Origin of the sequence: Kitasatospora sp. NPDC048239 (genome assembly GCF_043202015.1) — a bacterium.
GTDB lineage: Bacteria > Actinomycetota > Actinomycetes > Streptomycetales > Streptomycetaceae > Kitasatospora.
The window spans coordinates 2842-29626 of sequence record NZ_JBICZP010000015.1; the positions used below are offsets into that span (position 1 = coordinate 2842).

The 26785-nt window shown below is 72.9% G+C and carries 24 protein-coding genes; 15 read left to right on the forward strand and 9 right to left on the reverse strand.

Annotated elements, in window-relative coordinates; translation table 11 throughout:
• Positions 1–126: 126 nt before the first annotated feature.
• Entirely contained in the window at positions 127–948 is an 822-nt protein-coding gene (locus ACGFZP_RS31025) for a dienelactone hydrolase family protein (RefSeq protein ID WP_392939367.1), read from the reverse strand.
• Between the two features lie 82 nt (positions 949–1030).
• On the opposite strand from ACGFZP_RS31025, the gene ACGFZP_RS31030 reads away from it, so the two are divergent.
• A complete protein-coding gene (locus ACGFZP_RS31030; RefSeq protein ID WP_392939368.1) occupies positions 1031–1651 on the forward strand; it encodes a TetR/AcrR family transcriptional regulator in 621 nt (206 codons plus the stop codon).
• Positions 1652–2022: 371 nt separating this feature from the next.
• Entirely contained in the window at positions 2023–2334 is a 312-nt protein-coding gene (locus ACGFZP_RS31035) for a hypothetical protein (protein ID WP_392939370.1), read from the forward strand.
• A gap of 80 nt (positions 2335–2414) precedes the next feature.
• On the opposite strand, the gene ACGFZP_RS31040 is transcribed toward ACGFZP_RS31035, so the two are convergent.
• The 4 genes from ACGFZP_RS31040 to ACGFZP_RS31055 all read right to left on the reverse strand — a co-directional run bounded on the left by ACGFZP_RS31040 (position 2415) and on the right by ACGFZP_RS31055 (position 11414).
• Positions 2415–2780: a PRC-barrel domain-containing protein gene (locus tag ACGFZP_RS31040; protein WP_392939371.1), complete on the reverse strand. Its 366-nt coding sequence runs from the start codon at positions 2778–2780 to the stop codon at positions 2415–2417.
• Positions 2781–2898: 118 nt separating this feature from the next.
• Positions 2899–5367: a SpoIIE family protein phosphatase gene (locus ACGFZP_RS31045; protein ID WP_392939373.1), complete on the reverse strand. Its 2469-nt coding sequence runs from the start codon at positions 5365–5367 to the stop codon at positions 2899–2901.
• A gap of 96 nt (positions 5368–5463) precedes the next feature.
• Positions 5464–10041 carry a HAMP domain-containing protein gene (locus tag ACGFZP_RS31050; protein ID WP_392939375.1) on the reverse strand — a complete coding sequence of 1526 codons (4578 nt, stop codon included), beginning with the start codon at positions 10039–10041 and terminating at the stop codon, positions 5464–5466.
• Between the two features lie 407 nt (positions 10042–10448).
• Positions 10449–11414, reverse strand: coding sequence for a SigB/SigF/SigG family RNA polymerase sigma factor (locus ACGFZP_RS31055; RefSeq protein WP_392939376.1), 966 nt, complete (start codon positions 11412–11414; stop codon positions 10449–10451).
• Between the two features lie 219 nt (positions 11415–11633).
• On the opposite strand from ACGFZP_RS31055, the gene ACGFZP_RS31060 reads away from it, so the two are divergent.
• Complete coding sequence (locus tag ACGFZP_RS31060; RefSeq protein ID WP_392939377.1) at positions 11634–12029, forward strand: STAS domain-containing protein; 396 nt, start codon at positions 11634–11636, stop codon at positions 12027–12029.
• Between the two features lie 222 nt (positions 12030–12251).
• The gene (locus ACGFZP_RS31065; RefSeq protein ID WP_392939378.1) at positions 12252–12674 is read left to right on the forward strand and encodes an ATP-binding protein; all 423 of its coding nucleotides are present in this window, start codon (positions 12252–12254) and stop codon (positions 12672–12674) included.
• A gap of 162 nt (positions 12675–12836) precedes the next feature.
• Here the strand turns inward: ACGFZP_RS31065 and ACGFZP_RS31070 are convergent, their stop codons facing one another.
• Entirely contained in the window at positions 12837–13253 is a 417-nt protein-coding gene (locus ACGFZP_RS31070) for an SsgA family sporulation/cell division regulator (RefSeq protein WP_392939379.1), read from the reverse strand.
• Positions 13254–13469: 216 nt separating this feature from the next.
• Here ACGFZP_RS31070 and ACGFZP_RS31075 point away from each other — a divergent pair, with 216 nt between their 5' ends.
• The 4 genes from ACGFZP_RS31075 (at position 13470) to ACGFZP_RS31090 (ending at position 15320) form a co-directional block, all read left to right on the forward strand.
• A complete protein-coding gene (locus tag ACGFZP_RS31075; RefSeq protein ID WP_392939381.1) occupies positions 13470–13763 on the forward strand; it encodes a WhiB family transcriptional regulator in 294 nt (97 codons plus the stop codon).
• A gap of 113 nt (positions 13764–13876) precedes the next feature.
• On the forward strand, positions 13877–14446 hold the full coding sequence (locus ACGFZP_RS31080) for an SRPBCC family protein (RefSeq protein WP_392939382.1): 570 nt from the start codon (positions 13877–13879) through the stop codon (positions 14444–14446).
• 101 nt (positions 14447–14547) lie between these two features.
• Positions 14548–14871: a plasmid stabilization protein gene (locus ACGFZP_RS31085; protein WP_392939384.1), complete on the forward strand. Its 324-nt coding sequence runs from the start codon at positions 14548–14550 to the stop codon at positions 14869–14871.
• Positions 14872–14951: 80 nt separating this feature from the next.
• A complete protein-coding gene (locus tag ACGFZP_RS31090; RefSeq protein ID WP_392939385.1) occupies positions 14952–15320 on the forward strand; it encodes a low affinity iron permease family protein in 369 nt (122 codons plus the stop codon).
• Positions 15321–15376: 56 nt separating this feature from the next.
• Here ACGFZP_RS31090 and ACGFZP_RS31095 read toward each other — a convergent pair whose 3' ends face one another.
• On the reverse strand, positions 15377–16045 hold the full coding sequence (locus tag ACGFZP_RS31095) for a TetR/AcrR family transcriptional regulator (protein ID WP_392939386.1): 669 nt from the start codon (positions 16043–16045) through the stop codon (positions 15377–15379).
• A gap of 203 nt (positions 16046–16248) precedes the next feature.
• Here ACGFZP_RS31095 and ACGFZP_RS31100 point away from each other — a divergent pair, with 203 nt between their 5' ends.
• Positions 16249–17283, forward strand: a complete 1035-nt coding sequence (locus ACGFZP_RS31100) for a medium chain dehydrogenase/reductase family protein (protein WP_392939388.1) — start codon at positions 16249–16251, stop codon at positions 17281–17283.
• Between the two features lie 90 nt (positions 17284–17373).
• On the opposite strand, the gene ACGFZP_RS31105 is transcribed toward ACGFZP_RS31100, so the two are convergent.
• Complete coding sequence (locus tag ACGFZP_RS31105) at positions 17374–18102, reverse strand: FadR/GntR family transcriptional regulator (RefSeq protein WP_392939390.1); 729 nt, start codon at positions 18100–18102, stop codon at positions 17374–17376.
• A 265-nt stretch (positions 18103–18367) separates the two neighbouring features.
• Here ACGFZP_RS31105 and ACGFZP_RS31110 point away from each other — a divergent pair, with 265 nt between their 5' ends.
• From ACGFZP_RS31110 to ACGFZP_RS31135, 6 genes are all read left to right on the forward strand, one after another.
• A complete protein-coding gene (locus ACGFZP_RS31110; RefSeq protein ID WP_392939391.1) occupies positions 18368–19945 on the forward strand; it encodes an amino acid permease in 1578 nt (525 codons plus the stop codon).
• On the forward strand, positions 19942–21300 hold the full coding sequence (locus ACGFZP_RS31115) for a glutamine synthetase family protein (protein WP_392939393.1): 1359 nt from the start codon (positions 19942–19944) through the stop codon (positions 21298–21300). The genes ACGFZP_RS31110 and ACGFZP_RS31115 overlap by 4 nt, the downstream gene beginning before the upstream one ends.
• Entirely contained in the window at positions 21297–21998 is a 702-nt protein-coding gene (locus ACGFZP_RS31120; RefSeq protein ID WP_392939395.1) for a gamma-glutamyl-gamma-aminobutyrate hydrolase family protein, read from the forward strand. Before ACGFZP_RS31115 ends, ACGFZP_RS31120 begins: the two co-directional genes overlap by 4 nt.
• The gene (locus ACGFZP_RS31125) at positions 21995–23368 is read left to right on the forward strand and encodes an aldehyde dehydrogenase family protein (RefSeq protein ID WP_392939397.1); all 1374 of its coding nucleotides are present in this window, start codon (positions 21995–21997) and stop codon (positions 23366–23368) included. Before ACGFZP_RS31120 ends, ACGFZP_RS31125 begins: the two co-directional genes overlap by 4 nt.
• 5 nt (positions 23369–23373) lie before the next feature.
• Positions 23374–24141, forward strand: coding sequence for a 3-oxoacyl-ACP reductase (locus ACGFZP_RS31130; RefSeq protein ID WP_392939398.1), 768 nt, complete (start codon positions 23374–23376; stop codon positions 24139–24141).
• A 491-nt stretch (positions 24142–24632) separates the two neighbouring features.
• Positions 24633–26180: an MFS transporter gene (locus ACGFZP_RS31135; RefSeq protein ID WP_392939400.1), complete on the forward strand. Its 1548-nt coding sequence runs from the start codon at positions 24633–24635 to the stop codon at positions 26178–26180.
• 84 nt (positions 26181–26264) lie between these two features.
• Here ACGFZP_RS31135 and ACGFZP_RS31140 read toward each other — a convergent pair whose 3' ends face one another.
• A complete protein-coding gene (locus tag ACGFZP_RS31140) occupies positions 26265–26765 on the reverse strand; it encodes a GNAT family N-acetyltransferase (RefSeq protein ID WP_392939402.1) in 501 nt (166 codons plus the stop codon).
• Positions 26766–26785: the final 20 nt, after the last annotated feature.

A 26785-nucleotide genomic window follows, 5' to 3' on the forward strand; every position in this document is an offset into this window, starting at 1 on the left:
GGGGGGGGGGGGGGGGGGGGGGGGGGCCGCGCCGCCGCGGGGGGGGGCGGGGGGGGCGGGGCCCCCCCCCCCCCCCCCCGGCGGGCTTCGGCCGGCGTGCCGTCGCGATCAAGCTGCTTCCGGCCGTCAGGCCGTGGTGTGGTCGGGAAGCAGGCGGGCGCGCAGGAATGCGAGGACTTCGTCGCGGGCCTGCACGGTGGGGTGGCCCTCCTCGTCGACGAGGTGCGCGGTGAGCACGCTGTGGGGGGTCTGGACCAGGTCGCGGAAGAACGGCGGTGGTTCGGGGTTCGCGTGCTCGCCGGGGAGGACGCGGCCGTCGAAGCGGTCGCCGAGCAGTTGTGCGTAGGCGGCGAAGCGTTGGCCGGTACACCACTTGTCGGTGTCGAAGCGCAGGCCGAGTGCGGTGAGTCCGTCGCGCTCGAACCGCTCGCGGATGGCGGCCTCGTCCTCGGGCGACAGCTCCAGGGCGGCCGGATCGTCCAGCGGCAACGAGGGCTGGCCGAGGACCGGGGCGATGACGGCCGGTTCCAGCGTCATGCTCAGCGCGAAGTTGCCGGTGAAGCACATCCCCACCGCGCCGACGCCCGGTCCGCCGCACTCGTCGTGCGCGGTCCTGGCCAGCGCGCGCAGCCACACCGCCACCGGACTCGTGCCACCGCCCGCGAACGCCCTGAACTCCTCGCTGATGCACGCCCGTTTGAGGATCGGCTCGGCGAGCTCGACGGTGGGATACGCCCCGTCGACACCGAAGAGCGAGGGCACGTAGACGGTGAACCCCGCATCGCGCACCCACCCGGCGAAGCGCACGACGTCGGGGCTGATGCCGGGCATTTCGGGCATCACGACCACCGCAGGCCCGTTCCCGGCCACGTGGACGGTCTTCTCGCCCCCGGACAGCGAGATCACGCGTTTCGCAAAGCCGTCCAGCCCGCCGCCGTCGACACCCATGATCTACGCCCCCACTATGCGATCGACCGGTCGTAATTATTGCGGGACACTACACGACCGATCGATCGCATACAATGGGCGCATGGCCCCGGACACCCCCGACTCCGCCGCGGATTCCCCCGCGCCGCGCGCCGACGGCCGCCGCGCCCGCGGCGACCGGACACGGCGTGAAGTCGCCCGGCAGGCCGCCATGTCCGCGACCGTGCACGGGCTGGACGCCATCACCGTCGGCGCGCTCGCCGCCCGGACCGGGCACAGCAAGAGCGGCATCCTCACGGTGTTCGCCAACCGGGAGGCCATCCAGATCGCCGCCGTCGCCGAGGCCCGCGCCCTGTACCTGCGGCACGTCGTCGAGCCGTCGTGGCCCGCCGCCCCGGGGCGGCCCCGGCTCTGCGCCCTGCTCGACAACTGGGGCGCCTACCTGCGGGACGGCGTCTTCCCCGGCGGGTGCTTCATCACCACGGCCTCGGTCGAATACGGCCGCCGCGAAGGCCCCGTCGCCGACGCGGTCCGCGACCTCGTCCGCGAGTGGCTGCACCTGCTGGAGTCCGAACTCGCCGCCGCCGGCAGCCGCTTCCCGGTCGACGACGCCTTCCGCATCGACGCCTACCTGCGCGCTGCCAACACCCGCTACCAACTCTTCGGCGACGATACCGATTTGGACCGCGCCAAACGCCTGTCCCTGGACGTGCTCAGCGCCTGACGCCGACGCTCGAAGGCGACCGACAGCCGACACCCCACAGGCCGACACCCGACACCCGACACCCGGGGCACGGCGGCTACGCCAGGCGCGCCAGGCGCCGCCGCCGCTCGGCTGAGCCCGCCCGGAGCCGCGGCGCGGTCGGGAGTGGACGGAGCGCCGCAGGGTGACCGTCCGCCCCGGCGGCCCGGGGTGCCGGGGCGGGGCGGCGTGCTAGAACCGGCGACGGGCGCGGATCCGCGCCCGCGACACCGTGCGACTCCATGACACCGGCCACCCCCTTGGGAGACCCATGTCCGCCGCACGCACCACCCGTACCGGCCCTGTCCGTACCGGCACCGTCCGCCTGTTGCTCGCCGCCCTCGCAGGCCCTGGTGCTGCTGTCCGGTGCGGCTACCGCGACCACCGCCACGGCGGCCACCCCCGCCTCCGCAAGCTCGCTCACCGGGCTGGACGGCGCCTGGGCCTGTAGCGTCCCGACCGGGTACGTCTACGACCAGGTGACCCAGTCCACCCAGTGCAGCTCGGGCAGTTGGACGGCGCCCCGGTTCCACCTGCGCACCCCGGTCGACGGGCTGACCGCCTGCACCATCCCCTCCGGCTTCACCTACAGCGCCACCACCCAGAACACCGACTGCAGTTACAACCAGGGCTCCCCGTCCACCAGGTACCTCCTGCTCGGCTGAGACCACGCCGCACCGGTGGGGCAGGGCGCCGACCGAGTCGGCGCCCTGCCCCACCCCGACCCCGTCCGGGGTGTCGCGGGTCAGACGACGGGGCCGCCGTAGAACGGGCCGTAGTAACCCGTGTACCTCTCCTGGTAGTCGGGGTCGGCGTGGTGCTTGTCCTTGTCGAACTCCGGGCCGCCCTTGATCTCGCTCTTGGTCCGGTCGACGTAGACCTTCCTGTCGTCCTGGTCGACCCGGACCACGGTGCCGGCCGGGAGCAGGACGTGTTTACCGAAGATCCACGGGCCGGTGTCCACGACCAGGAACCCCGCGCCGGCCGCCTCGGACAGGCCGTCGACCTTCCCGATCGGGCCGTCCGTCGCCTCCACGTGGTAGCCCGCCAGATCGCTGCCGCAGACGTGGCCGGACGTGCTGCGGAAGTCCCAGATCTCGATGCCGCTCATCGCATCTCCCTCGGGTGTCGGCGCCGCCCGGGCGGATCCCGGCGCGGCGCGCTCTCAGTCCCCGCCTGCCCCGGACCAGGCACTCCACACCTTCGGGCGCGAGCCCGGCAGGGGCGGGTCAGCAGACCGTGATGCCGATCAGACAGGTGTCGTCGTCGGTGTCGGAACTGCTGTACCGCAGCAGGTGGTCGAGCCGGCGTTCGAGTTCAGTGAGGCCGTCGGAGTTCCCGGCGGTGGTGAGCAGGTCGTCGAGGGACTCCTCCAGGGAGCGGTCCCGGCGCTCGATCAGGCCGTCGGTGTACAGCATCAGGGTGTCGCCGGCCTTGAGCTGTATCTCGCCCTCCTCGTAGTCGGCCTGGTCGATCGCGCCCAGCAGGATCCCGGCCACGGTGGGCAGTTCGGTGGCCCGGCCGTCGCGCAGCAGGATCGGGGGGAGGTGGCCCGCCCTGGCCCAGCGCAGCGCCCTGGTCCGCGGATCGTAGAGGGCGCAGATGGTCGTAGCCGTCACGTTGTCGGTCAGATGGTGGGTCACGGTGTTGAGCCAGCCGAGGAGTTGGCCCGGTCCGGCGCCGGTGGCGGCCAGTCCGCGCAGGGCGTTGCGCAGGGCGACCATGCCGGTGGCGGCCTCGATGCCGTGCCCGGCCACGTCGCCCACGCACAGGAGCACCTGGCCGGTCGGCAGGGCGAGTGCGTCGTACCAGTCGCCGCCGACCAGGTGGTCCTTCTCGGCGGGCCGGTAGCGCACCGCGACCTGGAGGTCGTGCAGGTCCAGCGGGCCGCGGCTGGGCGGCATGATGGCGTGCTGCAGCTGCAGGGCGAGCCGGTTGCGTTCGGCGGCCTGCTGTTCGGTGTGGGCGAGCTGGTCGCGGGTGGCGGCGAGCGCGACCTCGGTCCAGTGCTGGGCGGAGACGTCCTGGTAGGCGCCGCGGACGGCGGTGATGCGGGCGTCGGCACCGAGGACGGGTTCGGCGACGACCCGGATGTGCCGGGCGATACCGTCGGCCCGCTGGAGGCGGAAGGCCGTGGAGGCGGGCCGCTGGTGGTGCAGCAGGGTGCGCAGGAACCGGCCGATGGTGTGCTCGTCGTCGGGGTGCGCATGCGCCGGCAGGTGTTCGAGCGGAATGGGCTCGGCGTTCGACGGCAGGCCGTGGAGGTCGAACAGGGTGTCGTTCCAGGCGATCTCGCCGGTGTGCAGGTTCTCCTCGAACCCGCCGATGCGCCCGAGGCGTTGGGCGTGCTGGAGCAGGCTGGCGACACGGGCGGCGCCGTCCTCGGTCCGCCAGATGACGACCGCGCTGGTCCCGAACCGGCTGACGCTCACGCTGGCCCGGGTGGTCAGCGGGACGCCGTCGACCAGGGCGGAGAGGTTCATCGCCGGTGAGCGGAACGACTCGCCGGTGGCCAGGACGTACTCGATCTTCTCGAAGAGGCCGCCCGGTTCGGCGGCCAGCGGGTAGGCCTCCAGCAGCCGGGCGCCGACGATGGCGCTGCGCGGTCGGCCGGCGAAGTCCTCGAAGCTCGGGTTGACGTGCCTGATCAGGTAGTCGGTCGCCCGGCCGGCCGGGTCGAGGTCCGGTCGCATCACCAGGCACGGGTCCTGCAGGTCGTGGATCAGCTCCAGGAGGTCGGTCGTCTGCGGGTCGACGTCGCCGTCACCGCTCCCGGTGGCCGGGCGGGACTCCAGAGCGGTGGCGCACAGTTCGGCCAGGGCCTCGAACTGCCGTTGCAGGGACTGCGACCGGGCCGGCATGCGGCCGCTCCAGCAGACCTCCAGGACGCCGGTGATCCGGCCGCCCGCGCCGGCCGGTACCGCCAGCCGTCCGCCGCCGAACTCCCGCTGCCCGATCGAGGGGAGGCCCGCCGCGGTCAGCGACTCGTAGGCGGCCGGGGCCCGTTCGGTCAGCGCGCGGCGGGCCGGGACGGGGACACCGGGCGGGACGTGGCGCCAGCGCAGCGCCTCCTCGTCGGAGAACCCGGCACTTCCCGCCAGGGTCAGGGACTGGTCGGAGTTGGCCGCCCAGATCGCCACCGCCTGCGCCCCGAGCGGCCGTAGCGCATGCTCCAGCACGGACTGGGCCACCGCCTGGACGTCGGAGGCGCCCAGCATCCCCGTCTCGGCGCTGCGCAGCCGGACGCCCACCGACGGCTCGCCCGCGGAGGCCATGAACTCGCGGGCGACGTCGGCGATCCGGTCGTGCGAGGACTGGTTGACCAGGTCGGCGGCCAACTCCAGTACGGACAGCGTCGACTGGTCGGCCAGCGTGTCGAGTTGGCGGCCGGCCTCGGCGGGGGAGACGCCCAGGCGCTCCACCAGGATCCCCTTGGCGAGCTCGACCAGCGCCCGCCCGTCCGCCTGTGCCTGCGCCCGGGTGAGCTCGCGGCGCAGCCGGTCGACGGTGGACGTCAGCCGGCCCACCGCGCCCCCGCCGGCGGGCGGGGCGGTCCGCTCGGTGCCGTGGTCGGCCGAACCGCGCGGCGCCACGACCGAGGGGAGGGCCTGGGCCGGGCCGGGCGCGCTGGTGCGGCCGGGCCGGACCTGCGGGCGCGGCTGTCCCTCTGCGTCCCGAGGCTGGTGGGAGTCGTGCATCGGTGTCTCCTCGGTTGGCGTGGTCGTCGGTCCGGGGGCGCGGTGCGGCCGGCGGCTGTGGCGGTCACCACGGCTGTGGCCGGATCGCGACCGGGCCTAAGGCCGCAGCCACCGTTCGAGCCGGGCGATCAGGTCGACCGCGTCGACCGGCTTGGTGACGTAGTCGGTGGCTCCCGAGGCGAGGCTCTTCTCCCGGTCGCCGATCATGGCCTTGGCGGTGACCGCGATGATCGGCAGGTTCGCGTGCTCGGGCATCGCACGGATGGCGGCGGTGGCGGCGTAGCCGTCCATTTCCGGCATCATCACGTCCATCAGGATCAGGTCGATGTGGCGGTGCCCGGTGAGGACCTCGATCGCCGCGCGGCCGTTCTCGGCCTGCAGCACCCGCATGCCGTTCAGTTCCAGGATCCCGGTGAGCGCGTAGAGGTTGCGGTCGTCGTCGTCGACGACCAGCACCGTCAGCCCGGCGAGCGCGTTGTCGACGTCCAGGGGGAGCGCGGTGGCCGGGTCCTCGGTGCGCACCAGCGGCAGCACGTCACCGGGCTGGTCGGCGCTGAGGTGCAGGGTGATGCGCTCACGCAACTCGTCCAGGCTGGAGAGCAGTTCGAGTGGCTGCAGGGCGGCCCGCTGCTGGAGGAGGCGTTCCTGTTCGGCGCCCAGCCGGCGGTTGTTGTGCGCCAGGACCGGCACGCCGTGCAGGGCGGCGTCCCGGGCCATCTCCTCCAGGAAGGCCAGCGCCGCGCCGCCCGGCAGGTCGAGTTCGAGCACCACGCAGTGGCACGGCGTCGCGGCCAGCGTCGTTGCCGCCTCCTGGGCGCCGACCGTGGTGATGACCTCCACCGGCGCCCGCCGGTCCCCGGGGTCCGAGGGGCCCGCGAGGTCGGCCACGGCACTCTCCGCGACCAGAGACAGCAGGCCGCGCGGTCGTTCCTCGACGACGAGCAGCCGCTTGGGCTGGGCCGCCGCGGGCGCCGCGGCGGGCGCCGCCGCCTCGTCGCGTCCGCCCGCGGTGGCCGCCTCGGCCGTCCCGGCCTCCAGTGCCGCCGGCGGGGTCTGGGTGTTCAGCTCGAGGAACTCGGCCCGGGTGGCGGGCAGGTACAGCGTGAAGGTGCTGCCCTGGCCCGGCACGCTGGTGGCGGTGATCGCACCCCCGAGGAGGAAGGCGATCTCCCGGCTGATCGACAGGCCCAGCCCGGTGCCGCCGTACTTGCGGCTGGTCGTCCCGTCCGCCTGCTGGAACGCCCCGAAGACGCTCTCCAGATGCTCGGGCTCGATCCCGATGCCGGTGTCCACGACGTGGAAGGCGATCACCGGACCGTCCTCGCGGCGCGCGACCTCCGGCACCTGCGCGTCGTGCGCCACCTCGATCCGCAGCTCCACGCCGCCGCGTTCGGTGAACTTGACCGCGTTGGACAGCAGGTTGCGCAGCACCTGCCGCAACCGGTAGTCGTCGGTCAGCAGTTCCAGCGGCAGCGCCGACGCGGTCTCCACGGTGAACCGCAGGCTCTTCTGGCTCGTCAGCGGCCGGAAGGTGGCCTCGACGTAGTCGAGGAGCTTGCGCAGCGGGATCCGCTCCGGGGTGATGTCCATCTTCCCCGCCTCGACCTTGGAGAGGTCGAGGATGTCGTTGATCAGCTGGAGCAGGTCGGAGCCCGCGGAGTGGATGATGCCCGCGTACTCGACCTGCTTGGCCGTGAGGTTCCTGGTCGGGTTCTGGGCCAGCAGCTGGGCGAGGATGAGCAGGCTGTTGAGCGGGGTGCGCAGCTCGTGGCTCATGTTGGCCAGGAACTCCGACTTGTAGCTGGAGGCCAGCGACAGCTGGTGCGCGCGGTCCTCCAGCTCCTGGCGGGCCTGCTCGATCTCCAGGTTCTTGGTCTCGATGTCCCGGTTCTGCGCCGCGAGCAGCGCCGCCTTGTCCTCCAACTGCGCGTTGGAGGACTGCAGTTCCTCCTGGCGCGCCTGCAACTCCTCTGAGCGGACCCGGAGTTCGGAGGTCAGCCGCTGGGACTCGCCGAGCAGCTCGTCGGTGCGGGCGTTGGCTACGATCGTGTTGACGTTGACGCCGATGGCCTCCATCAGCTGTTCGAGGAAGGCGAGATGGATGGTGGAGAAGGACCGGACGGTGGCCAGCTCGATGACGCCGAGGATCTGCTCCTCGACCACGATGGGCAGCACCACCAGGGAGACGGGCTCGGTGCGGCCCAGGCCGGAGGAGACGCTGAGGTAGCCGGGCGGCAGGTCGTCGACGGCGATCGTGCGCCGGCTGCGCGCGGCCTGGCCGACGAAGGACTCGCCGAGCCTGAACCGGGTGGGTGTGGAGCCCGCGGGGAAGGCGTAGGAGCCGATCAGGTTGAGGAAGACCGTGCCGGCGCTCTCCTCGGCGAGGTAGAAGGCACCGCACTGGGCCGAGACCAGCGGGGTCAGCTCGTCCATGATCAGCTCGGCGACCACCGTGAGGTCGCGCCGGCCCTGCATCAGACCGGAGATCCGGGCGAGGTTGGACTTGAGCCAGTCCTGTTCCTCGTTGGCCCGGATGGTCTCGCGCAGCGACTCCACCATGAAGTTGATGTTGTCCTTGAGGTCGGCGACCTCACCGGAGGCGTCCACGGTGATCGAGCGCGTCAGGTCGCCCTCGGCGACCGCACCGGTGACCTCCGCGATCGCGCGGACCTGGCGGGTGAGGTTGCCGGCCAGCTCGTTGACGTTCTCGGTGAGTCGCTTCCAGGTGCCGGAGACGCCCTCGACCTCGGCCTGGCCGCCGAGCCGGCCCTCGCTGCCGACCTCGCGGGCCACCCGGGTGACCTCCGCGGCGAACGCGGACAGCTGGTCGACCATGGTGTTGATGGTGGTCTTGAGCTCCAGGATCTCGCCGCGCGCGTCCACGTCGATCTTGCGGGTGAGGTCGCCCCGGGCGACGGCGGTGGTCACCTGCGCGATGTTGCGGACCTGGCTGGTCAGGTTGTGGGCCATGAAGTTGACGTTGTCGGTGAGGTCCTTCCAGGTGCCGGCCACGTTCGGCACCCGGGCCTGCCCGCCGAGCGTGCCCTCGGTGCCCACCTCGCGGGCGACCCTGGTCACCTCGTCCGCGAAGGCGGAGAGCGTGTCGACCATCGTGTTGATGACGCCGGCCAGCGCGGCGACCTCGCCCCCGGCCTCCACGTTGATCTTCTGCGACAGGTCGCCCTTGGCGACGGCGGTGGCCACCTGGGCGATCGAGCGGACCTGGCCGGTGAGGTTGGAGGCCATCACGTTGACGTTGTCGGTGAGGTCCTTCCAGGTGCCGGAGGCGCCGCGGACGGTCGCCTGGCCGCCGAGGTTGCCCTCGGTGCCGACCTCGCGGGCGACCCTGGTCACCTCGTCGGCGAAGGCGCTCAGCTGGTCGACCATGGTGTTGATGGTGGTCTTGAGCTCCAGGATCTCGCCGCGCGCGTCCACCCGGATCTTCTGCGAGAGGTCGCCCCGGGCGACCGCGGTGGTCACGTCGGCGATGGAGCGGACCTGGGCGGTGAGGTTGTCGGCCATCACGTTGACCGACTCGGTCAGGTCGCGCCACGTCCCGGAGACGTCGCGCACGTCCGCCTGCCCGCCCAGGCGCCCCTCGGTGCCGACCTCGCGGGCGACCCTGGTCACCTCGCCGGCGAAGGACGAGAGCTGGTCGACCATCGTGTTGATGGTCTCCTTGAGCTCCATGATCTCGCCGCGGGCGGTCACGTTGACCTTCTGCGAGAGGTCTCCCTCGGCGACGGCGGTGGCCACCTGGGCGATCGAGCGGACCTGCGCGGTGAGGTTGCCCGCCATGAAGTTGACCGAGTCGGTGAGGTCGCGCCACGTGCCCGAGACGCCCTTGACGTCCGCCTGGCCGCCCAGGATGCCCTCGGTGCCGACCTCGCGGGCCATCCTGGTCACCTCGTCGGCGAACGCGGACAGCTGGTCGACCATGGTGTTGACGGTGTTCTTGAGCTCCAGGATCTCGCCGCGGGCGTCGACGGTGATCTTCTGGGAGAGGTCGCCCTTGGCGACGGCGGTGGTGACCTGGGCGATGTTGCGCACCTGGTCGGTGAGGTTGCCCGCCATGAAGTTGACCGAGTCGGTCAGGTCGCGCCACGTCCCGGCGACCCCCGGCACCTGGGCCTGCCCGCCGAGCCGGCCCTCGCTGCCGACCTCGCGGGCGACCCTGGTCACCTCGTCGGCGAACGCGGACAGCTGGTCGACCATGGTGTTGACGGTGTTCTTGAGCTCCAGGATCTCGCCGCGCGCGGCGACGTCGATCTTCTGGGAGAGGTCGCCCTTGGCGACGGCGGTGGCGACCTGGGCGATGTCCCGGACCTGGCTGGTGAGGTTGCCCGCCATCGCGTTGACGGAGTCGGTCAGGTCCTTCCACGTCCCCGACACGGCGGGGACCTCCGCCTGCCCGCCGAGCCGCCCGTCGGTGCCGACCTCCCGGGCGACCCTGGTCACCTCGGAGGTGAACAGGGAGAGCTGGTCGACCATGCCGTTGAACACGGTGGCGATCTCGCCCAGCAGGCCGTCCGCGTCGTCGGGCAGCCGGGTGCCGAAGTCGCCGTCGCGCACGGCGGTCAGTCCGGCCAGCAGCCGCCGCAGGTCCGGTTCGCCGACCTGCGCGCTGCCACCGCTCGGGGGGTGCTGCGTCTGCGCCTTCGTCGTGCGAGCCATCGGGACGTGGCCTTTCTCGTAGAGCGCCAGGCCGTAGGCCCGCCACAGTCAACGCCCGATCCGGCTTCGCACGCGGCCGAGGGCCGTGCCGAAGCCGTGCCAGGCACGCGTCCGTACCGTCCCGGACGCTACCGCACCCGTTCGGTCGGGGGCGAACCCCTCCAAACCGGTGCAGGACCGGCTCGCGACCCCTGCGGCACCAGGTCCGGGCCGGTGCCGGGGCCGACCCGGAAGGCGGCGCGGCACCGGTCGAAAGTGACCGGGCCCACCTCGGCGCCCGCCTACCGGACCCGCAGCCGCTGGTACCGCGGGGCGGAAACGGGCGGGCACGTGCGGACACGTGCGGACACGTGCGGAGACGGCACTCGACGGGCCGCCGTCGAGCGCCGCTCTGCGGTCCGGGCGGGTCAGGCCTCGGCCTGGAGCTCGGCCCGCAGACCGGTCAGGATGCGGGTGAGCAGCCGGGACACGTGCATCTGCGAGATGCCCAGCCGGCGGCCGATCTCGCCCTGGGTCAACTCGGCCCCGAAGCGCAGCGACAGGATGGTGCGGTCCCGCTCGGGCAGGGCGGCGAGGACCGGTTTGAGGGTCTCCAGGCAGAGCACGGTCTCGAAGGCGCCCTCCTCCCGCGCGATCCGGTCGGCCAGCGCGCTGCCGCCGTCCGTCTGGTGGCCGGGCGCCGGGGCGTCGAGCGAGGAGGCGCTCTGCGCCTGGGAGGCGATCAGGCCCTCGCGCACCTCGTCCTCGGTCAGTGCAAGGTGCTCCGCCAGCTCGCCCGGGGTGGGAGCGCGGTCGAGCAGCTGCTCCATCGCGTCACTGGTCTTGGCCAGCACCAGGCGCAGCTCCTGCAGCCGGCGGGGGACGTGCACCATCCAGCCGGTGTCCCGGAAGAACCGCTTGATCTCCCCGCTGATGGTCGGCAGCGCGAACGTGGAGAACTCGACCTCGAACGACGGGTCGAAGCGGTCGATGGCCTTGATGAGGCCGATCGTGCCGACCTGGAGCATGTCCTCGACCGGCTCCTTGCGGTGGGTGAACCGGCTCGCCGCGAACTTCACCAGCGCCATGTTCAGCTCGATCAGGGTGCCGCGCACGTACGAGTACTCGGCCGTGCCCTCCTCGGCCGCGCGCAGGCGGGCGAACAGCACCTTGGAGAGCCGGCGGGCATCCGCCGGGCACACGGCGGAGGGCTGGTCCGCCTCGATCCCCAGGCCCGCCGCCATCCGGACGAGGTCGGCCGGGCAGGTCAGCTCGGCACTGGCCATCTGGTCGCTGGTTGCGGGGTCGCCGGTCGCGGCAGGTCCGGCCGAGCCGTGGGCCGAAGGGGCGTTGACGCGGTCACGGGTCGAAATGCGGGACGCGACGCTCGGCATGCTCTCTCCTCTGCTGGTGGTCACCCGCTCTGGGCAGCGCGACTCGCCTGCCCGGTCTGGACCGGATCAGACCGGCCTTTACGGGAGAAACCCCCACTCCTCACCAGTCCTCCACAGTCGGGTGCGACTGCTCGACCGCGTCCGCCACCCGGCGTACCGTGCGCACGGTGCCGCCGTATGGTCATACGTGCAGCCGGCCGATCCGACCTGAGGAGAGCGATGCCCGAGAGCGTCCCCGAACCGAACACGCCCCCTCCGCACCCCGGCGAAGGGGCGATCGCCGTCCGACTGAGGGCCGACCTGCGGACCGAGGGCACCGCCGTCGTGGTGTCCCCGATCGGCGAGCTGGACTACGACAGCACCGCGCTCCTGCGCGAGCGGCTGCACGAGGCGATCGGGCGTCCGCAGGAGCGGGTGGTCATCGACTGCCACGACCTCTCGTTCTGCGACTCCACCGGCCTCAACCTGCTGCTCAACACCCGCGCCGAAGCGGACCAGGCACACGTCACCCTCATCCTCGCCGGGCTGCAGCCCGCGGTCGCCAGGGTCTTCGAGGTCACCGGGGCGGAAACCGTGTTCGACATCCGCGCGGACCTCGGCTCCGCCCTCGCCTGACGGCGCCGCGGCCACCCGGCGGCGATCCGCGCAGCGGTCGTCGCCTTTCACGGGCCGGCGCGACTCGGCGGGTGTTCACCGGTGTCTCCTGCGAACCGGTGGGCACAAGGAAGCAACGGCCGGCCACACCACCCGGCCTCGGTCGGTCGTAAGAGGTCGTAAGAGTGAGGGCAGATGAACGCCAGTGAGTTCCGGGCCACGAGCCGGTCGGTCCTGTCCGGGATGCCAGCCACGGGCCAGACCCGCAGGCTGACCCTGAGCGGCGCGCCGGGAGCGGTCGGTCGCTGCCGGGACCACACCCGGTCGGCGCTGGAGGACTGGGGCTGGTTGCCCACCGCCGACCCGGACCAGCAGGCGCGGGCCGACGACGTGCTGCTCCTCGTCTCGGAACTCGCCACCAACGCCTGCCAGCACGCCGGCGGACCGGACCAGCTGGTGCTGGCCGCGACCGCGCACACCCTGCGCATCGAGGTGCTGGACGGCTCCGACGAGCCGCCCCTCCCGCGGGTGCCGCACTCGCCCGTGCGCACGGGCGGCCACGGACTGCACACCGTCGCCCTGCTCGCCAGCCGGTGGGGGCACGAGCCGCGCGTCGGCGCCCCCGGCAAGGCCGTCTGGGTCGAGATCGACCTCCCGCAGGGCTGACTCCCACGGGGCTGACTCCCACGGGGCCGGCTCCCGCAGGGCTGACTCCCGCAGGACTGACTCCCACGGGGCTGGCTCCCGCGGGACTGGCTCCCGCAGGGCCGGCGGCGGCCGGGACGGGCCGCCGCGCCCGCCCGGAGCCGGCGTAGCCGGATTGGGCGGCTACGCCGTGCCGAGCACGGTGGGCAGCCAGCGGTCCAGCGCGTCCCCGCACCGCTCCGCCCCCTGCGGCAGGCACGCGTACGTGCTGCGGAGGAACCGCCGCAGGTCACCGGTGCGCGCGCGGAGCACGGCGGCACCGTCCACCCCGCACAGCAGCATCAGCACGTGGACGCCGTCCGTCTCGGGCGCGAACACCACATCGCCCTCACCCGCCGGCGCGGCCAGGCCCTCGGCGAGCAGCGCGCGGGCGAAGAGCCACCGCTGGCACGCGCCGACGGTGAGCTGGAAGTCGATCCTGACGGCGATCGGGTCCCGGGTGTCGTAGACCCAGGAGGACTGCACGGCGACGCCGTCCCCCTCGGCCGTGATCAGCTCGACCTGGACCTGTGCGGTCACCACCCTGCTGCTCCCGTCCATCGGGTGCACCTCCCCCTTGTGCTGCTGCTGCCGACTGTCCTGTGGCAGCGCATCTGCCCGGGCGGGAATCCCTGAAACCGAGGCGGATGGGACCGGCGAAAGCGGGCAGGCGGCCGAGTGGCCCGGCGCCACGAGGCGTCCCGCGGCCGGTCGACACCCCGGTCGACACCGTAGTACCGACCGTCCCGATCCCCGTCCACCCGAGGTGAGAACTCCGTGACCGACATCTCGCGCCTGCCCGGCGCCCACGACGACCACTGGAACTGGCAGCTCGCGGCGGAGTGCCGCGACGTCGACGCGAGCCTGTTCTTCCACCCGTTCGGTGAACGCGGCCAGGCCCACGACGACCGGGAGGAGGAGGCGAAGAAGGTCTGCCAGGGCTGCCGGGTCCGCCGCGAGTGCCTCCGGTACGCGCTGGAGGTGCGGGAGCCCTACGGCGTGTGGGGCGGGCTGACCGAGTCCGAGCGCGCGGTACTCCTCCGGCCGGCCCGCACCTCGCGGGCCGCCTGACCGCCGAGCCTCCAGGCCGGCTGCCCGACGAGGTGCCTGATTGGGTGCCCGAGGAGGGGGCAGACGCGTCGGTGGCACGGAACGTCCGGCCTGTCATGCGGAAGGAGACCGTTGTGAGCAAGGTGAAGGAGTCCATCGATGTGGACGTCCCCCTGCACAGCGCCTACAACCAGTGGACGCAGTTCGAGGACTTCCCGCGCTTCATGCAGGGCGTGGAGGAGGTCCGCCAGACGGACGACCGGCACTGCCACTGGACGACGAAGGTCGCCGGTGCGCGACGCGAGTTCGACACCGAGATCGTCGACCAGCTGCCCGACGAGCGGATCTCCTGGCGCACGGTGGGCGGCGACGTCCAGCAGCTGGGAGTCGTGACCTTCCAGCGCCTCGACGACGCCCACACCCGGGTGAGCCTGGCCATGGATTTCGAGCCGCACGGCATGGCCGAGAAGGCCGGTGCGATGTTCGGCGTCCTGGACCGGCAGGTCAAGGGCGACCTGAAGCGGTTCAAGGGCTTCATCGAGGAGCAGGGCCGGGAGAGCGGCGGCTGGCGCGGCCGGCTGGCCCCGGACGGCACCTCGGCGGGCACCGGTGACGCGTCCCTCCGTGAGCGGCCCCAGGCCCGGATGACCGGGGAGGGTGCGCCGCCGATGCCCGAGGACCCGGACGACATGCGGCACGGCTGACCACCGCCGGGTGCCGGGGCGCCGCCGCCTGCGAGGACGGCGCCCGGGCGGCCCGGTCCGTGGGCGCCCGCCGACGAGCGCACCGACGAAGGAGGTTCCTGATGCCCCGTGGATCGAGTCCCAAACGCGAGCGGCAGTACGAGCACATCAAGGAGAGCGCGGAGGACCGCGGTGAGAGCCCCGAACGCGCCAAGGAGATCGCGGCCCGGACGGTGAACAAGGAGCGGGCCAGGCACGGCGAGTCCAGGACCGCCAGCCGCTCCTCCACCCACGACATGTCCTCCGGCCGCCGCGGCGGCCTGCACTCCCACTCCGGCTCCCGCGGGCCGACCTTCGACCAGCTGTACAACGAGGCCAGGCAGCGCAACATCAGGGGCCGCTCGAAGATGAACAAGAGCCAACTCGCCGACGCGCTCGGGCACTGACGGCCGTGCCGGGCGGTGGGGGAGCCGGGCGGCGGGTGAAACCGGACGCGTCCGCACACGGCAGAGGGTAGGGACGAGTCATGACCCTGTCACACCCCGCCGACCGCACCGACGGCGCGCGCGGCCGGTTCGAGCGGCTCGCCGAGGCCGCGTCCAACCTCACCAGCTCGCCGGCCTTCTCGTTGTTCTGCGTCCTGCTGGTGGCCGCCTTCATCGCGGTCCACGCGGTCGGCCTGTCAGCGGAGTGGCAGATCCTCGTCGGCGACGCCATGACCGCGATCACGCTGCTCCTGCTGGCACTCCTCAAGAACGCCGAGCGCCGCGCCGAGCACGCCGTCCAGCGCAAGCTCGACGCGATCGCGGCAGCCCTCCTCGAAGAGCACCAGAGCCACCAGGGCGGCGCCCACGAGGAACTCCGCAAGGCGATCCGCATGGAGGAGCGCCTCTGAGGCCCCCGGCTACGGCCGGCAGGATGCCTGCGGCGGTGGTGCTCAGGCGGTGGTACTCAGGCGGTGAGGGAGGCCACCTCGGAGGCGAAGAGCTGCTCCGGGTCGAGGTCCATACCCGTGAAGTGGCCTGCCAGTTCGAGTGAGAGCACGCCGTGCAGGCGGCTCCAGAAGGCCAGTGCGCGGCGCAGGTCGGCCGGGTGGGCGCCCGGGTGCCCGGCGGCCCAGGGGCGGTGGTCCGCCAGGTGGGCGTCGAGGTCGGCGGCGGGACCGGTCGGCTCCGGGCCGGGGTCGGCGGCGACGCAGGCGTCGAGCAGCGTCGACATGATCTCCGAGGCGGTCGCGGCGGTGTCCTCGGGGGCGTGGTAGCCCGGCACCGGGGTCCCGTAGACGAGGAAGTAGCGGTGCGGGTCGGCCAGCGCCCAGCGGCGCAGGGCGTGCGCGAGTTCCCCGAGGTCCGCCGGGTGGGTGCCCTGTGCGGAGCCGGTGGCCAGCAGGGTGTCGGCGAGGCTGCGGTAGGCGTCCCGGACGAGTTCGGTGATCAGCTCGTCGCGGTTGGCGAAGTACCGGTAGAGCGCGGGCCCGCTCAGGCCCATCTGCTTGGCGATCGCGTTCAGTGAGAGTGCGGAGGCGCCCACGCCGGCGATCTGCTCCCAGGCCCGCTCCTTGACCTCCGCGCGGACCTGCTGCCGGTACCGCTCCCGTGGGGTCGGCGCCCTGTCGGCCATGTCTGCCACCTCTTCCGGCTCTGGTGCCCGTTCTCGGATCCGTCGGCCTCCGCCGTTGGGGCGAGCGCAGAGTTAGACGCTATCACTCTCGGCAGGGCTGCTCACGATCGATGGATCTGCTCGCTTGACAGAGGGCTTAGTGATGTTCATTCTAGTTACAGCTTCTAACGGAAGCGAGTACATCAAACACTGAAGGGGTCGTCATGGTCGCCACCGAGTACACCGAGGTCGTTCTGCCGGGCAAGGTCGAGCCGGAGGGGCTGCAGGTCCGCACGGGACTGCCGCTGCCGGTGCCCGCCGCCGGACAGGTCCTGGTCGGCGTGGAGGCCACCGGTGTCTCCTTCGCCGAGCAGCAGATGCGCCGCGGCCGCTACTACGACCAGCCGCCCTTTCCCTTCGTCCCCGGCTACGACCTGGTCGGGACGGTGCTGACGGTCGGCCCCGGTGTCGGCCCCGAGCTGGTCGGCCGGCGCGTCGCCGCCCTCACCAAGACCGGCGGCTGGGCCAGCCATGTCGCGCTGGACGCCGCGGACCTGGTCGAGGTGCCGGAGGGTGTCGGCGCGGCGGAGGCGGAGACGGCGGTGGTCAACGGCCTGACGGCCTGGCAGATGCTGCACCGCAAGGCCCGGGTGCGATCCGGGCAGACCGTCCTGGTCCACGGCGCCAACGGCGGCGTCGGGTCGGTCCTGGTCCAGCTGGCGCTCGCCGCCGGCGCCCGCGTCATCGGCACGGCCTCGGCCCGCCACCACGACGCGCTGCGCGCCCTCGGTGTGACCCCCGTGGACTACCGCGGCGACGACGTCCCCGCCCGGGTGCGGGAGCTCGCCCCGAACGGTGTGGACGCCGTCTTCGACCACGTCGGCGGCCGCAGCATCATCGACTCCTGGGGTCTGCTCGCCCGCGGCGGGACCCTCGTCTCCTACGGCAGCGCGGCGACCCGCGACGACCAGGGCTCCAAGCAGTGGCCGGTGCTCAAGCTGCTCGGCCGGGTCTGGCTGTGGAACGGACTGCCCAACGGCCGCCACGCGTACTTCTTCAACGTCTGGGCCGGCCGCGCCCTCTCCCGGGACCGCTTCCGCTCCCGCCTGCGCGGCGACCTCGCCCAGGTGTTCACGGCCCTGCGCGAGGGCGGGATCAGCGCCCACATAGCCGTCGAACTCCCGCTGGAGCGCGCCGCCGAGGCCATGCGCCTCGCGGAGTCCGGAACGGTCGCGGGCAAGATCGTCCTCGTCCCGTAGCCCGGGCCGCTCGCTCCCCTGACGCCCGGGCAGGCCTGCGGGCGGCCAGGAGCCCTGGGCCCCCACCGCGTTCGCGGACCCGGGGGCCGTTCAGCCCAGGAACGCGCGCAGGAGTGCGGCGGTCGCCTCCAGGTGCTCCTCGGTGGCCCGGCGGGCGGCCGCGGCGTCACCGGCCAGGATCGCCCTGGTCATCGCCCCGTGCTGCTCGGAGGCGTGGTCGATGTTGCGGCCGAGCATGGGGATGGCGTTGAGCAGGTCGTTGAGCCGGATCCGGGCCTCGGTGATGCCGGCGGCGAGCGAGGGCGAGCCGGTGAGTTCGCCGATCGCCAGGTGGAAGCGGGAGTCGCACTGCCGGTACTCCTCGGCGCTGGCGCCGTCCGCGTCGGCCAGCCGCTGCAGCAGGTAGGCGCGCTGGTCCGCGGTCAGTTCGCGCCGGGCGGCCAGTTCGGCGGCGCCCGTCTCCAGCACCAGGCGCAGGGTCAGCGCGTCCTCCAGCTCCGCGCCGAGGTCCTCCGCGGCGCGGCGCAGCTCTCCGACGTCCGGTGCGGGCAGCCGGTAGGTGACGAAGGTGCCGCCGTAGCGGCCGCGGCGGGCCTCGACCCAGCCGGCCTGCTGGAGCGAGCGGAGGGCCTCGCGCAGGGTCTCCCGGCTGATGTTCAACCGGGTGGCGAGGTCGCGTTCGGCGGGGAGCCGGTCGCCGTGGCCGACCACGCCCAGCTTGATGGCCTGCAGGATCCGCTCGACGGTCTCCTCGAAGGCGTTGCCGGTGCGTACGGGTCGGAAGACGCTGTCGAGCTGCCGGTCCACCTGTGCCTCCACGGGGTGATCGTACCCGGGGATGCCCGGGGGCCGGTCGGGGGAGTGCTCTTGACGGCGGGGCGGCCGCGGGTGAACGATGCTGCCCACGGGTTCAATGGTCTGCTTTCAGGCCATTGGCCCGCAAGGAGGGTGCACCACGACGACGTGGGCGCACGTGCCGGTCCCGCCTCATTCCCCAGGGGTGCGTATGACGTCCGAAGAGCAGGCCGGCTCCAGCCCGGCCGAGCAGACTGCCAGAGCAGTGTTTCCTCCCGATTCCACGACCGTGTCCGCCAAGATCCCCGTCGCCGAGATCCCCGCCACCAAGGCTCCCGCCGCGTCCGAGGACGAGCGGCGGCTGCGCGAACTCGGCTACACCCAGGAGTTGGCCCGGTCGATGTCGGGCTTCTCGAACTTCGCGGTGTCCTTCTCCATCGTCTCCGTCCTCTCCGGCTGCCTCACCCTCTACGGGATGGGCATGAACACCGGCGGCCCGGCGATGATCACCTGGGGCTGGCCGCTGGTCGGCCTGATGACCCTCTGCGTCGGCCTCGCGATGGCGGAGATCTGCTCCAGCTACCCGACCGCGGGCGGCCTCTACTACTGGGCAGCCCGACTGGCCCGCAGCAAGGGGGCCGCCGCCTCCTGGTTCACCGGCTGGTTCAACTTCCTGGGCCAGGTGGCCGTCACCGCCGGCGTCGACTACGGCGCGGCCTTCTTCACCAACGCCTTCCTCGACCTCCAGTTCGGCTTCTCCGCCACCCCCGGCCACACCGTGGCGGTCTTCGCGGTGATCCTGCTGGCGCACGGGCTGCTCAACACCCGGGGCGTCAGGCTGGTCGCCCTGTTCAACAGCGTGAGCGTCTGGTGGCACCTGGTCGGCGTCGCGGTGATCGTGGGCGCGCTGGCCCTGCTGCCCGACCACCACGCCTCCGCCTCCTTCGTGTTCACCGAATTCGTCAACAACACAGGCTTCGGGAACGGCTTCTACGTCGGCATGCTCGGCCTGCTCCTGGCCCAGTACACCCTCACCGGATACGACGCCTCCGCCCACATGACCGAGGAGACCCACGACGCGGCCCGCTCCGGTCCGCGCGGCATCGTCAACGCCATCGTCGTCTCGCTGGTGGCCGGCTGGATCCTGCTGCTCGGCATCACCTTCGCCATCCAGGACTACGACGGGGCGCTCACCAGCTCCACCGGCGTACCGCCCGCGCAGATCTTCATCGACGCGATCGGCCCGACCGGGGCCAAACTGCTGCTGCTGATCGTGATCGGCGCCCAGTTCTTCTGCGGCATGGCCTCGGTCACCGCCAACTCCCGCATGATCTACGCCTTCTCCCGGGACGGCGCACTGCCGGGCTCCCGGATCTGGCACCGGATCAACCCCCGCACCCAGACCCCCACCAGCGCCGTCTGGCTGGCCGCCGGCGGCGCCCTGCTGCTCGGGCTGCCGGCCCTGTGGAACACCACCGCCTACACCGCCGTCACCTCCATCTCGGTGATCGGCCTCTACCTCTCCTACGTGATCCCGGTCTTCCTGCGGCTGCGCCAGGGCGAGGAGTTCGCGCGCGGCCCCTGGCACCTCGGCCGCTGGAGCCGGCCCGTCGGAGCCGTCGCCGTCGGCTGGACCGCCGTGATCACCGTGCTGTTCATGCTGCCCACCGTCAGCCCCGTCACCGCCGTGAGCTTCAACTACACCCCCGTGGCCGTCGCCGTGGTGCTCGGCTTCGCCGGCCTGTGGTGGCTGTTCTCCGCCCGGCACTGGTTCACCGGCCCCCGGATCCACGGCGTCCCCGCAGCCGGCGGCCAGGAACCGCCGGAGCGCGACGCCGCCACCGCCGACGAAATGGAGACCCGATGACCGCCCCCCGGCTCACCCTCGAACGCCTGGAGCGGCAGGTCGCCGACGGCACCGTCGACACCGTCGTCCTGGCCATGACCGACATGCAGGGCCGGCTCCAGGGCAAGCGGATCGCCGCCGAGTTCTTCCTCAGCGACGTCGTCCCCAACGCGGCCGAGGGCTGCGGCTACCTGCTCGCCGTCGACATCGACATGAACACCGTGGACGGCTACCGGATCTCCTCCTGGGACAGCGGATACGGGGACTTCGTCCTCACCCCCGACCTGGACACCCTGCGGGCCGTGCCCTGGCACCCCGCCACCGTCATGGTCCAGTGCGACGTCCACCACCACGACGGCACGCCGGTCGGCGTCTCGCCGCGGCAGATCCTGCGCCGCCAGCTCGACCGGCTGGCCGCCCACGGCTGGCACGCGTTCGTCGGCACCGAACTGGAGTTCATCGTCTTCCGGGACAGCTATGAGCAGGCCTGGGACAAGGCGTACCACGGGCTCACCCCGGTCAACCAGTACAACGTCGACTACTCCATCCTCGGCACCTCGCGGATCGAACCCCTGCTGCGCCGGCTGCGCAACAGCATGGCGGGCGCCGGGCTCACCGTGGAGTCCGCCAAGGGGGAGTGCAACCCGGGCCAGCACGAGATCGCCTTCAAGTACGGGAAGGCGCTCACCACCTGCGACGACCACGCCGTCTACAAGACCGGCGCCAAGGAGATCGCCGCGCAGGAGGGGGTCAGCCTCACCTTCATGGCCAAGTACAACGAGCGCGAGGGCAACTCCTGTCACATCCACCTCAGCCTTCGCGACGACCAGGGCCACCCGGTGATGCCCGGCGACGGGCCGCACGGCTTCTCCCCGGTCATGGAGCACTTCCTGGCCGGCCAACTCGCCTGCCTGGCCGACTTCTCGCTGCTGCTCGCACCGACCGTCAACTCCTACAAGAGGTACGCGCCGGGCAGCTTCGCCCCGACCGCCGTCGCCTGGGGCCGCGACAACCGCACCTGCGCCCTGCGGGTGGTCGGCCACGGCGCCTCGCTGCGGTTCGAGAACCGGGTGCCCGGCGGCGACGTCAACCCGTACCTCGCGGTCGCCGCGCTGATCGCGGCCGGCCTGCACGGGATCGAGCACCGGCTGCCGCTGGAGGCCGAGTCCACCGGCAACGCCTACGCCTCCGACGCACCCCGGGTACCGGCCACGCTGCGCGACGCGGTCGAGGCGTTCGAGCGCAGCAAGGTCGCCGCCGAGGCCTTCGGCGCGGACGTCGTCCAGCACTACGCCCACGCCGGCCGGACCGAACTGGCCGCCTACGAGAGGTCGGTGACCGACTGGGAGCGGCGCCGCGGATTCGAGCGGCTGTGACCGTGCGCCCGCTGATCGGCATCACCACCTACCTGGAGGAGGCCGCCTGGAGCGTCTGGCGACAGCCCGCCGCCGTCCTCCCCGGCAGCTACCTCGACGCCGTCTGCCGGGCCGGGGGCACCCCCGTCCTGCTCCCGCCCCAGGACGGCGGCGTCGTACGGCTGATCGGCGCCCTCGACGGGCTGCTCCTCGCGGGCGGTGCCGACATCGACCCCGCCCGCTACGGAGCCGAACCCCACCCGCGCACCGGATCGCCCCAACCGCACCGGGACCGCTGGGAGTCGGACCTGCTGGCGGCCGCACTCGACCGCGACCTGCCGGTCCTCGGCATCTGCCGCGGACTGCAACTGCTCAACGTCGCCCTCGGCGGCGACCTGCGCCAGCACCTGCCCGACCAGAGCCACCAGGACCCGCCCGCCACCTACGTCAGACGAGGGGTGGTGATCCGGCCCGACAGCCGGCTCGGCGAGATCCTCGGCCCGGTGGCGCAGGTCTCCTGCTACCACCACCAGGCGGTCGGCCGCCTCGGCACCGGCCTGCGGGCCACCGCCTGGAGCGCCGACGAGAACGTCGAGGCGCTCGAACTGCCCGGCCGGGCCTTCACGGTGGCCGTCCAGTGGCACCCCGAGACCGACCCGGAGGACTCTCGGCTGTTCGAGGCGTTCACCGCGGCCAGCTGCAAGGAGGCAGCCAGATGACCGAACCCGACCTCCACCCGGTGATCAACCCGGCCACCGAGGAGGTGATCACCACCGTCGAACTGGCCACGCTCGCCGAGACCGACGCGGCCATCGCGCGGGCCGCGACCGCCTTCGAGACCTGGCGCAAGGTCGCCCCCGCCGACCGGGCCAGGCTGCTGCGGGCGTTCGCCGCCGCCGTCGACGCCGACCGGGAGCACCTGGCCGCCCTGGAGGTGGCCAACGCCGGGCACACGGTGGGCAACGCCCGCTGGGAGGCCGGCAACGCCCGGGACGTGATCGAGTACTACGCGGCCGCCCCCGAGCGGCACCTCGGCCGGCAGATCCCGGTGGCCGGCGGCGTGGACCTCACTTTCCAGGAGCCCCTGGGCGTGGTCGGCGTCATCGTGCCGTGGAACTTCCCGATGCCGATCGCCGCCTGGGCCCTGGCGCCGGCCCTCGCGGCCGGCAACACCGTCATCGTCAAACCGGCCGAGCTCACCCCGCTCACCGCACTGCGCCTGGGCGAACTCGCCCTGCGCGCGGGCCTGCCGCCGGGCGTCCTGCAGATCCTGCCCGGGCGCGGCCCGGTGGTCGGACAGCGCTTCGTCACCCACCCCGCCGTCCGCAAGGTGGTGTTCACCGGATCCGGCGCCGTCGGCCGGTCCGTGATGGCGGGCTGCGCGGCCCAGGTCAAGCCGGTCACCCTCGAACTCGGCGGCAAGAGCGCCAACATCGTCTTCGCCGACGCCGACCTGGCCCGGGCCGCCGCCACCGCCCCGTACGCGGTCTTCGACAACGCCGGGCAGGACTGCTGCGCCCGCTCGCGGATCCTGGTCGAGGACTCCGTGTACGAGGAGTTCATGGCGCTGCTGGAGACCGCCGTGCAGGGGGTGCGGGTCGGCGACCCGGCCGACGCGAAGACCGAGATGGGACCGCTGATCTCGGCGGCCCACCGGGCCAGGGTGGCGTCCTACGTCCCCGACGACTCGGCGGTGGCGTTCCGCGGCTCGGCCCCCGACGGTCCGGGCTTCTGGTACCCGCCGACGGTGCTGGCGCCCGTCCGGCACGACGACCGGGCCTTCACCGAGGAGATCTTCGGCCCGGTGGTCGCGGTGGTCCCGTTCCGCGGCGAGCAGGACGCGGTACGGATCGCCAACTCCACCGAGTACGGCCTGTCCGGATCGATCTGGACCACGGACCTCGGCCGGGCCCTGCGGGTCTCCCGCGCCGTGGAGGCGGGCAACCTCTCCGTCAACTCGCACTCCTCGGTGCGCTATTCGACCCCGTTCGGCGGGTTCAAGCAGTCCGGACTGGGCCGCGAACTCGGCCCGGACGCCCTCGACGCCTTCACCCAGACCAAGAACGTCTTCATCTCCACGGAGGAATGATGAGCATGACCGAGCGACTCGACGGCCGGGTGGCCGTCATCACCGGCGCGGGCAGCGGGATCGGCCTGGCCACGGCCCGGCGCTTCGCCGCCGAGGGCGCCAAGGTGGTGTGCGTGGACCTGGACGAGACGACCGGCGGCAAGGCGGCGGACGAGGTCGGCGGCCTGTTCCTGCAGGCCGACGTCACCGACGAGGCGGCCGTGCGGGCCGTGTACCAGCAGACCGTCGACCACTACGGCCGGCTGGACATCGCCTTCAACAACGCCGGCATCTCGCCGCCCGACGACGACTCCATCCTGACCACCGGGCTCGACGCCTGGCGGCGGGTCCAGGACGTCAACCTGACCAGCGTCTACCTGTGCTGCAAGTACGCCATCGAGCACATGCGGCGGCAGGGCAAGGGCTCGATCATCAACACCGCCTCCTTCGTCGCGGTGATGGGTGCGGCGACGTCGCAGATCTCCTACAGCGCCTCCAAGGGCGGGGTGCTGGCGATGTCCCGGGAGCTGGGCGTGCAGTTCGCCCGGGAGGGCATCCGGGTCAACGCGCTCTGCCCGGGGCCGGTGAACACCCCGCTGCTGCAGGAGCTGTTCGCCAAGGACCCGGAGCGGGCCGCCCGCCGACTGGTGCACATCCCGCTGGGCCGGTTCGCCGAGCCGCAGGAGATCGCGGCCGCCGTCGCCTTCCTGGCCAGCGACGACTCCTCGTTCATGACCGCCAACACCTTCCTGGTGGACGGCGGCATCTCCGGGGCGTACGTCACCCCGGAGTGACGCGGCCGCGGGGGGGGGCGGGGGGGCCCCGCCCCCCCCCCCCGCCCCGCCCCCCGCCCCCCCGGGCCCGCCCGGGGGGCCCCGCCGGGCGGCCCCCCGGCGGCCGGGGGGCCCACCCCCCCCCACCCCCCCCCCCCCCGGGGGGGGGGGGGGGGGGGCCGGGGGGGGGGCCCCCCCCGGGGGGGGGGGGGGGGGGGGGGGGGGGGGGGGGCCCCCCCCCCCCCCCCGCCTGCCCGGACACCGGCCCGCCGGTACCTGCCTGTCGGCACCTGCCTGTCGGACCCCTGTCTGCCGGATGCCCGCCCCGCCTGCCGGAAACCCGCCTCGGACCGGGACGGGAGGGCGACCCGCGTCGCGCCCGGGTGCGCTGCTGCGTACGGGACGGATCCAGGGGGCGTCCGGCGTGGGTGCGGGAGGTGGCGGGGGCGAGCCCGGATAGTGGGCTGGTCCGTCCGGCAGCGGCGCCGGGCGCGGGATGAGGGAGCCGACAGATGGCCCGATCGCCTGGGGCGCCGAACGGCGGCTACTCGCCGGACAGATGGACGGCGATGGCCGGCATGTGTGTCGCCGCCGGCATGGTCTGGTTGTCGTTCGCGGACTTCGGCGTCGCCGTTCCGACGATCGCGGACGAGTTGTCGGTGTCGCTGCCGGCGCTGCAGTGGGCCAACAACGCCTTCAGCCTCTCCACGGGTGCGCTGGTACTGGCGGCCGGGAGGCTGGGCGACGTGTTCGGCCGCCGTCGGATGCTGGAGATCGGCCTGGTGGTGATGGGCCTGGTCTCGATTCCGGCGGCGTTCACACCGGGGGTGGAGGGCATGATCGCGGGGCGGGCGCTGATGGGCGTCGGCGCGGCGCTGATCCTGCCGGCCACGCTCGCACTGATCCCGCCGATGTTCCCCGTCGAGGAGCAACCGCGCGCGTTCGGCGCCTGGATGGCGGTGGCCTGGGTGGGCCAGGCCGCCGGGCCTGCGGTCGGCGGACTGCTGACCGGGCTGCTCGGCTGGCGGTCGATCTTCTGGATCAACGCTCCGGTGGCGCTGGTGGGCCTCTGGCTGGTCCGCCGGGCCGCCGTGGAGTCCACCGACCCGAACGCCACCCGGCACATCGACCTGGCGGGCCTGGTGATCAGTGCCGCCGCCGCGTTCTGCCTGCTCTACGGATGCACGGCCGGACAGGAGGACGGCTTCACCGACCCGGTGATCATCGGGCTGCTGGTTGGCTCCGTCGTCCTGGCGGGGCTGTTCGTCCTGGTGGAGCGGCGCGTCGCGGACCCCCTGCTCGACCTCAGGCTGTTCTCCTCCCGCCCGTTCAGCGGGGCGCTGGTGGCCAACTCCGTGATGAACATCGTCTTCGCCGGGGTCAGCTTCCTGCTGACGCTGTACCTGCAGGAGGTCCGGGGCTACGGCCCGGTGGCCGCAGGGCTGTTGCTGCTGCCCTCGACGGCGACCATCCTGCTGCTCAACCCGATCGGCGGGCGGGTGGCGGCCCGGCGCGGAGCCCGGCTGCCGGTGGTCCTCGGCCTCTATCTGCTGGGCGCCGGCACCCTGGTGGCGGCGGTGCTCGGCACGTCGTACCACTACGCGGTACTGGCCGTCGGGCTGTTGATCCTCGGAGCGGGCCTCGGCCTGATGTCGATCCCGCTCTCCGACACCGCGGTGGCCGGGCCGCCGGAGGAACTGGCCGGGGCGGCCTCGGGGATGTTCAAGGTCACCAGCATGCTGGGCGGCGCCTTCGGGGTCGCCGTGACGGTGGCCGTCCAGCAGGCCGTGGAGACCAACCAGGCGGTCAGTCGGGCACGCGCGGCCGGGCTCTCCGAGGCCGACGCCGAGCAACTGGGCAATGCCGTCACCGACTCCAAACTCGCCGACCAGATCCTCGCCTCGGTCGACCAGACCACCGCCGACGCGATCACCGCGGCCTACCAGGAGGTGCAGGCCGTCGGCACCGGCCGCGCGGTCGGCCTGGCCGGCCTCGTCGCGGTCGCCGCGGCGGTCGGCCTGCCCCTGCTGTGGCGGCAGGCGCGGCGCACCCGGGCGTAGCCGAGGTCAGGGGCGGCTGACTTCGGGCGGGGGTGGCTGTCCTCGGGCGTAGCCGAGGTCAGGGGCGGCCCGCGGCAGCCGGGCTCAGGCGAGTTCCTTGTGCATCACGATGCAGGGGCGGCCGCGTTGGACGTCGGGACGGCGGTCGATCTCCTGCCAGCCTAGGGAGCTCCAGAAGGCCAGCGAGGACGGCCGGTTCTCCAGGACGGCCAGGCGGATGCCGTCCCTGCCCTCGGCGCGCAGGCGTTCCTCGACCAGGTCGACCAGCCGCCGGCCGACGCCCTTGCGGTGCAGCCTGCCGTGCACCAGCAGCAGCCCGATCCAGGGCCGGCCGTCGCGCGGGTGCCGGTGGAGCAGGGAGAGGAGCCCCAGCAGGGCGCCCCGGGCGTCGCGGGCGAGCAGGACCTCGCAGGACTCGGTACCGACCTCCTCGCGGAGGTCCGCCTCGACCTGGTCGGCCTGGACGAGCTCGGGATCGTACTCGCCCGAGTCCAGGCAGTAGCCCGGGTTGCTCGCGTAGAGGTCGACGATCTCGGCGATCTCGTGCGGTGCGAACGTGAGCGGGGACAGCGTCGGGGTGACCATGTCGGCAGGGCCTTCCGTGG

What these genes read in the sequence shown, in the direction of transcription:
- ACGFZP_RS31025 (WP_392939367.1), bottom strand. Translation starts at nt 948, where the DNA reads ATGGGTGTCGACGGCGGCGGGCTGGACGGCTTTGCGAAACGCGTGATC.
- ACGFZP_RS31030 (WP_392939368.1), top strand. Translation starts at nt 1,031, where the DNA reads ATGGCCCCGGACACCCCCGACTCCGCCGCGGATTCCCCCGCGCCGCGC.
- ACGFZP_RS31040 (WP_392939371.1), bottom strand. Translation starts at nt 2,780, where the DNA reads ATGAGCGGCATCGAGATCTGGGACTTCCGCAGCACGTCCGGCCACGTC.
- ACGFZP_RS31045 (WP_392939373.1), bottom strand. Translation starts at nt 5,367, where the DNA reads ATGCACGACTCCCACCAGCCTCGGGACGCAGAGGGACAGCCGCGCCCG.
- ACGFZP_RS31050 (WP_392939375.1), bottom strand. Translation starts at nt 10,041, where the DNA reads ATGGCTCGCACGACGAAGGCGCAGACGCAGCACCCCCCGAGCGGTGGC.
- ACGFZP_RS31055 (WP_392939376.1), bottom strand. Translation starts at nt 11,414, where the DNA reads ATGCCGAGCGTCGCGTCCCGCATTTCGACCCGTGACCGCGTCAACGCC.
- ACGFZP_RS31060 (WP_392939377.1), top strand. Translation starts at nt 11,634, where the DNA reads ATGCCCGAGAGCGTCCCCGAACCGAACACGCCCCCTCCGCACCCCGGC.
- ACGFZP_RS31065 (WP_392939378.1), top strand. Translation starts at nt 12,252, where the DNA reads ATGCCAGCCACGGGCCAGACCCGCAGGCTGACCCTGAGCGGCGCGCCG.
- ACGFZP_RS31070 (WP_392939379.1), bottom strand. Translation starts at nt 13,253, where the DNA reads ATGGACGGGAGCAGCAGGGTGGTGACCGCACAGGTCCAGGTCGAGCTG.
- ACGFZP_RS31085 (WP_392939384.1), top strand. Translation starts at nt 14,548, where the DNA reads ATGCCCCGTGGATCGAGTCCCAAACGCGAGCGGCAGTACGAGCACATC.
- ACGFZP_RS31090 (WP_392939385.1), top strand. Translation starts at nt 14,952, where the DNA reads ATGACCCTGTCACACCCCGCCGACCGCACCGACGGCGCGCGCGGCCGG.
- ACGFZP_RS31095 (WP_392939386.1), bottom strand. Translation starts at nt 16,045, where the DNA reads ATGGCCGACAGGGCGCCGACCCCACGGGAGCGGTACCGGCAGCAGGTC.
- ACGFZP_RS31100 (WP_392939388.1), top strand. Translation starts at nt 16,249, where the DNA reads ATGGTCGCCACCGAGTACACCGAGGTCGTTCTGCCGGGCAAGGTCGAG.
- ACGFZP_RS31115 (WP_392939393.1), top strand. Translation starts at nt 19,942, where the DNA reads ATGACCGCCCCCCGGCTCACCCTCGAACGCCTGGAGCGGCAGGTCGCC.
- ACGFZP_RS31125 (WP_392939397.1), top strand. Translation starts at nt 21,995, where the DNA reads ATGACCGAACCCGACCTCCACCCGGTGATCAACCCGGCCACCGAGGAG.
- ACGFZP_RS31130 (WP_392939398.1), top strand. Translation starts at nt 23,374, where the DNA reads ATGACCGAGCGACTCGACGGCCGGGTGGCCGTCATCACCGGCGCGGGC.
- ACGFZP_RS31135 (WP_392939400.1), top strand. Translation starts at nt 24,633, where the DNA reads ATGGCCCGATCGCCTGGGGCGCCGAACGGCGGCTACTCGCCGGACAGA.
- ACGFZP_RS31140 (WP_392939402.1), bottom strand. Translation starts at nt 26,765, where the DNA reads ATGGTCACCCCGACGCTGTCCCCGCTCACGTTCGCACCGCACGAGATC.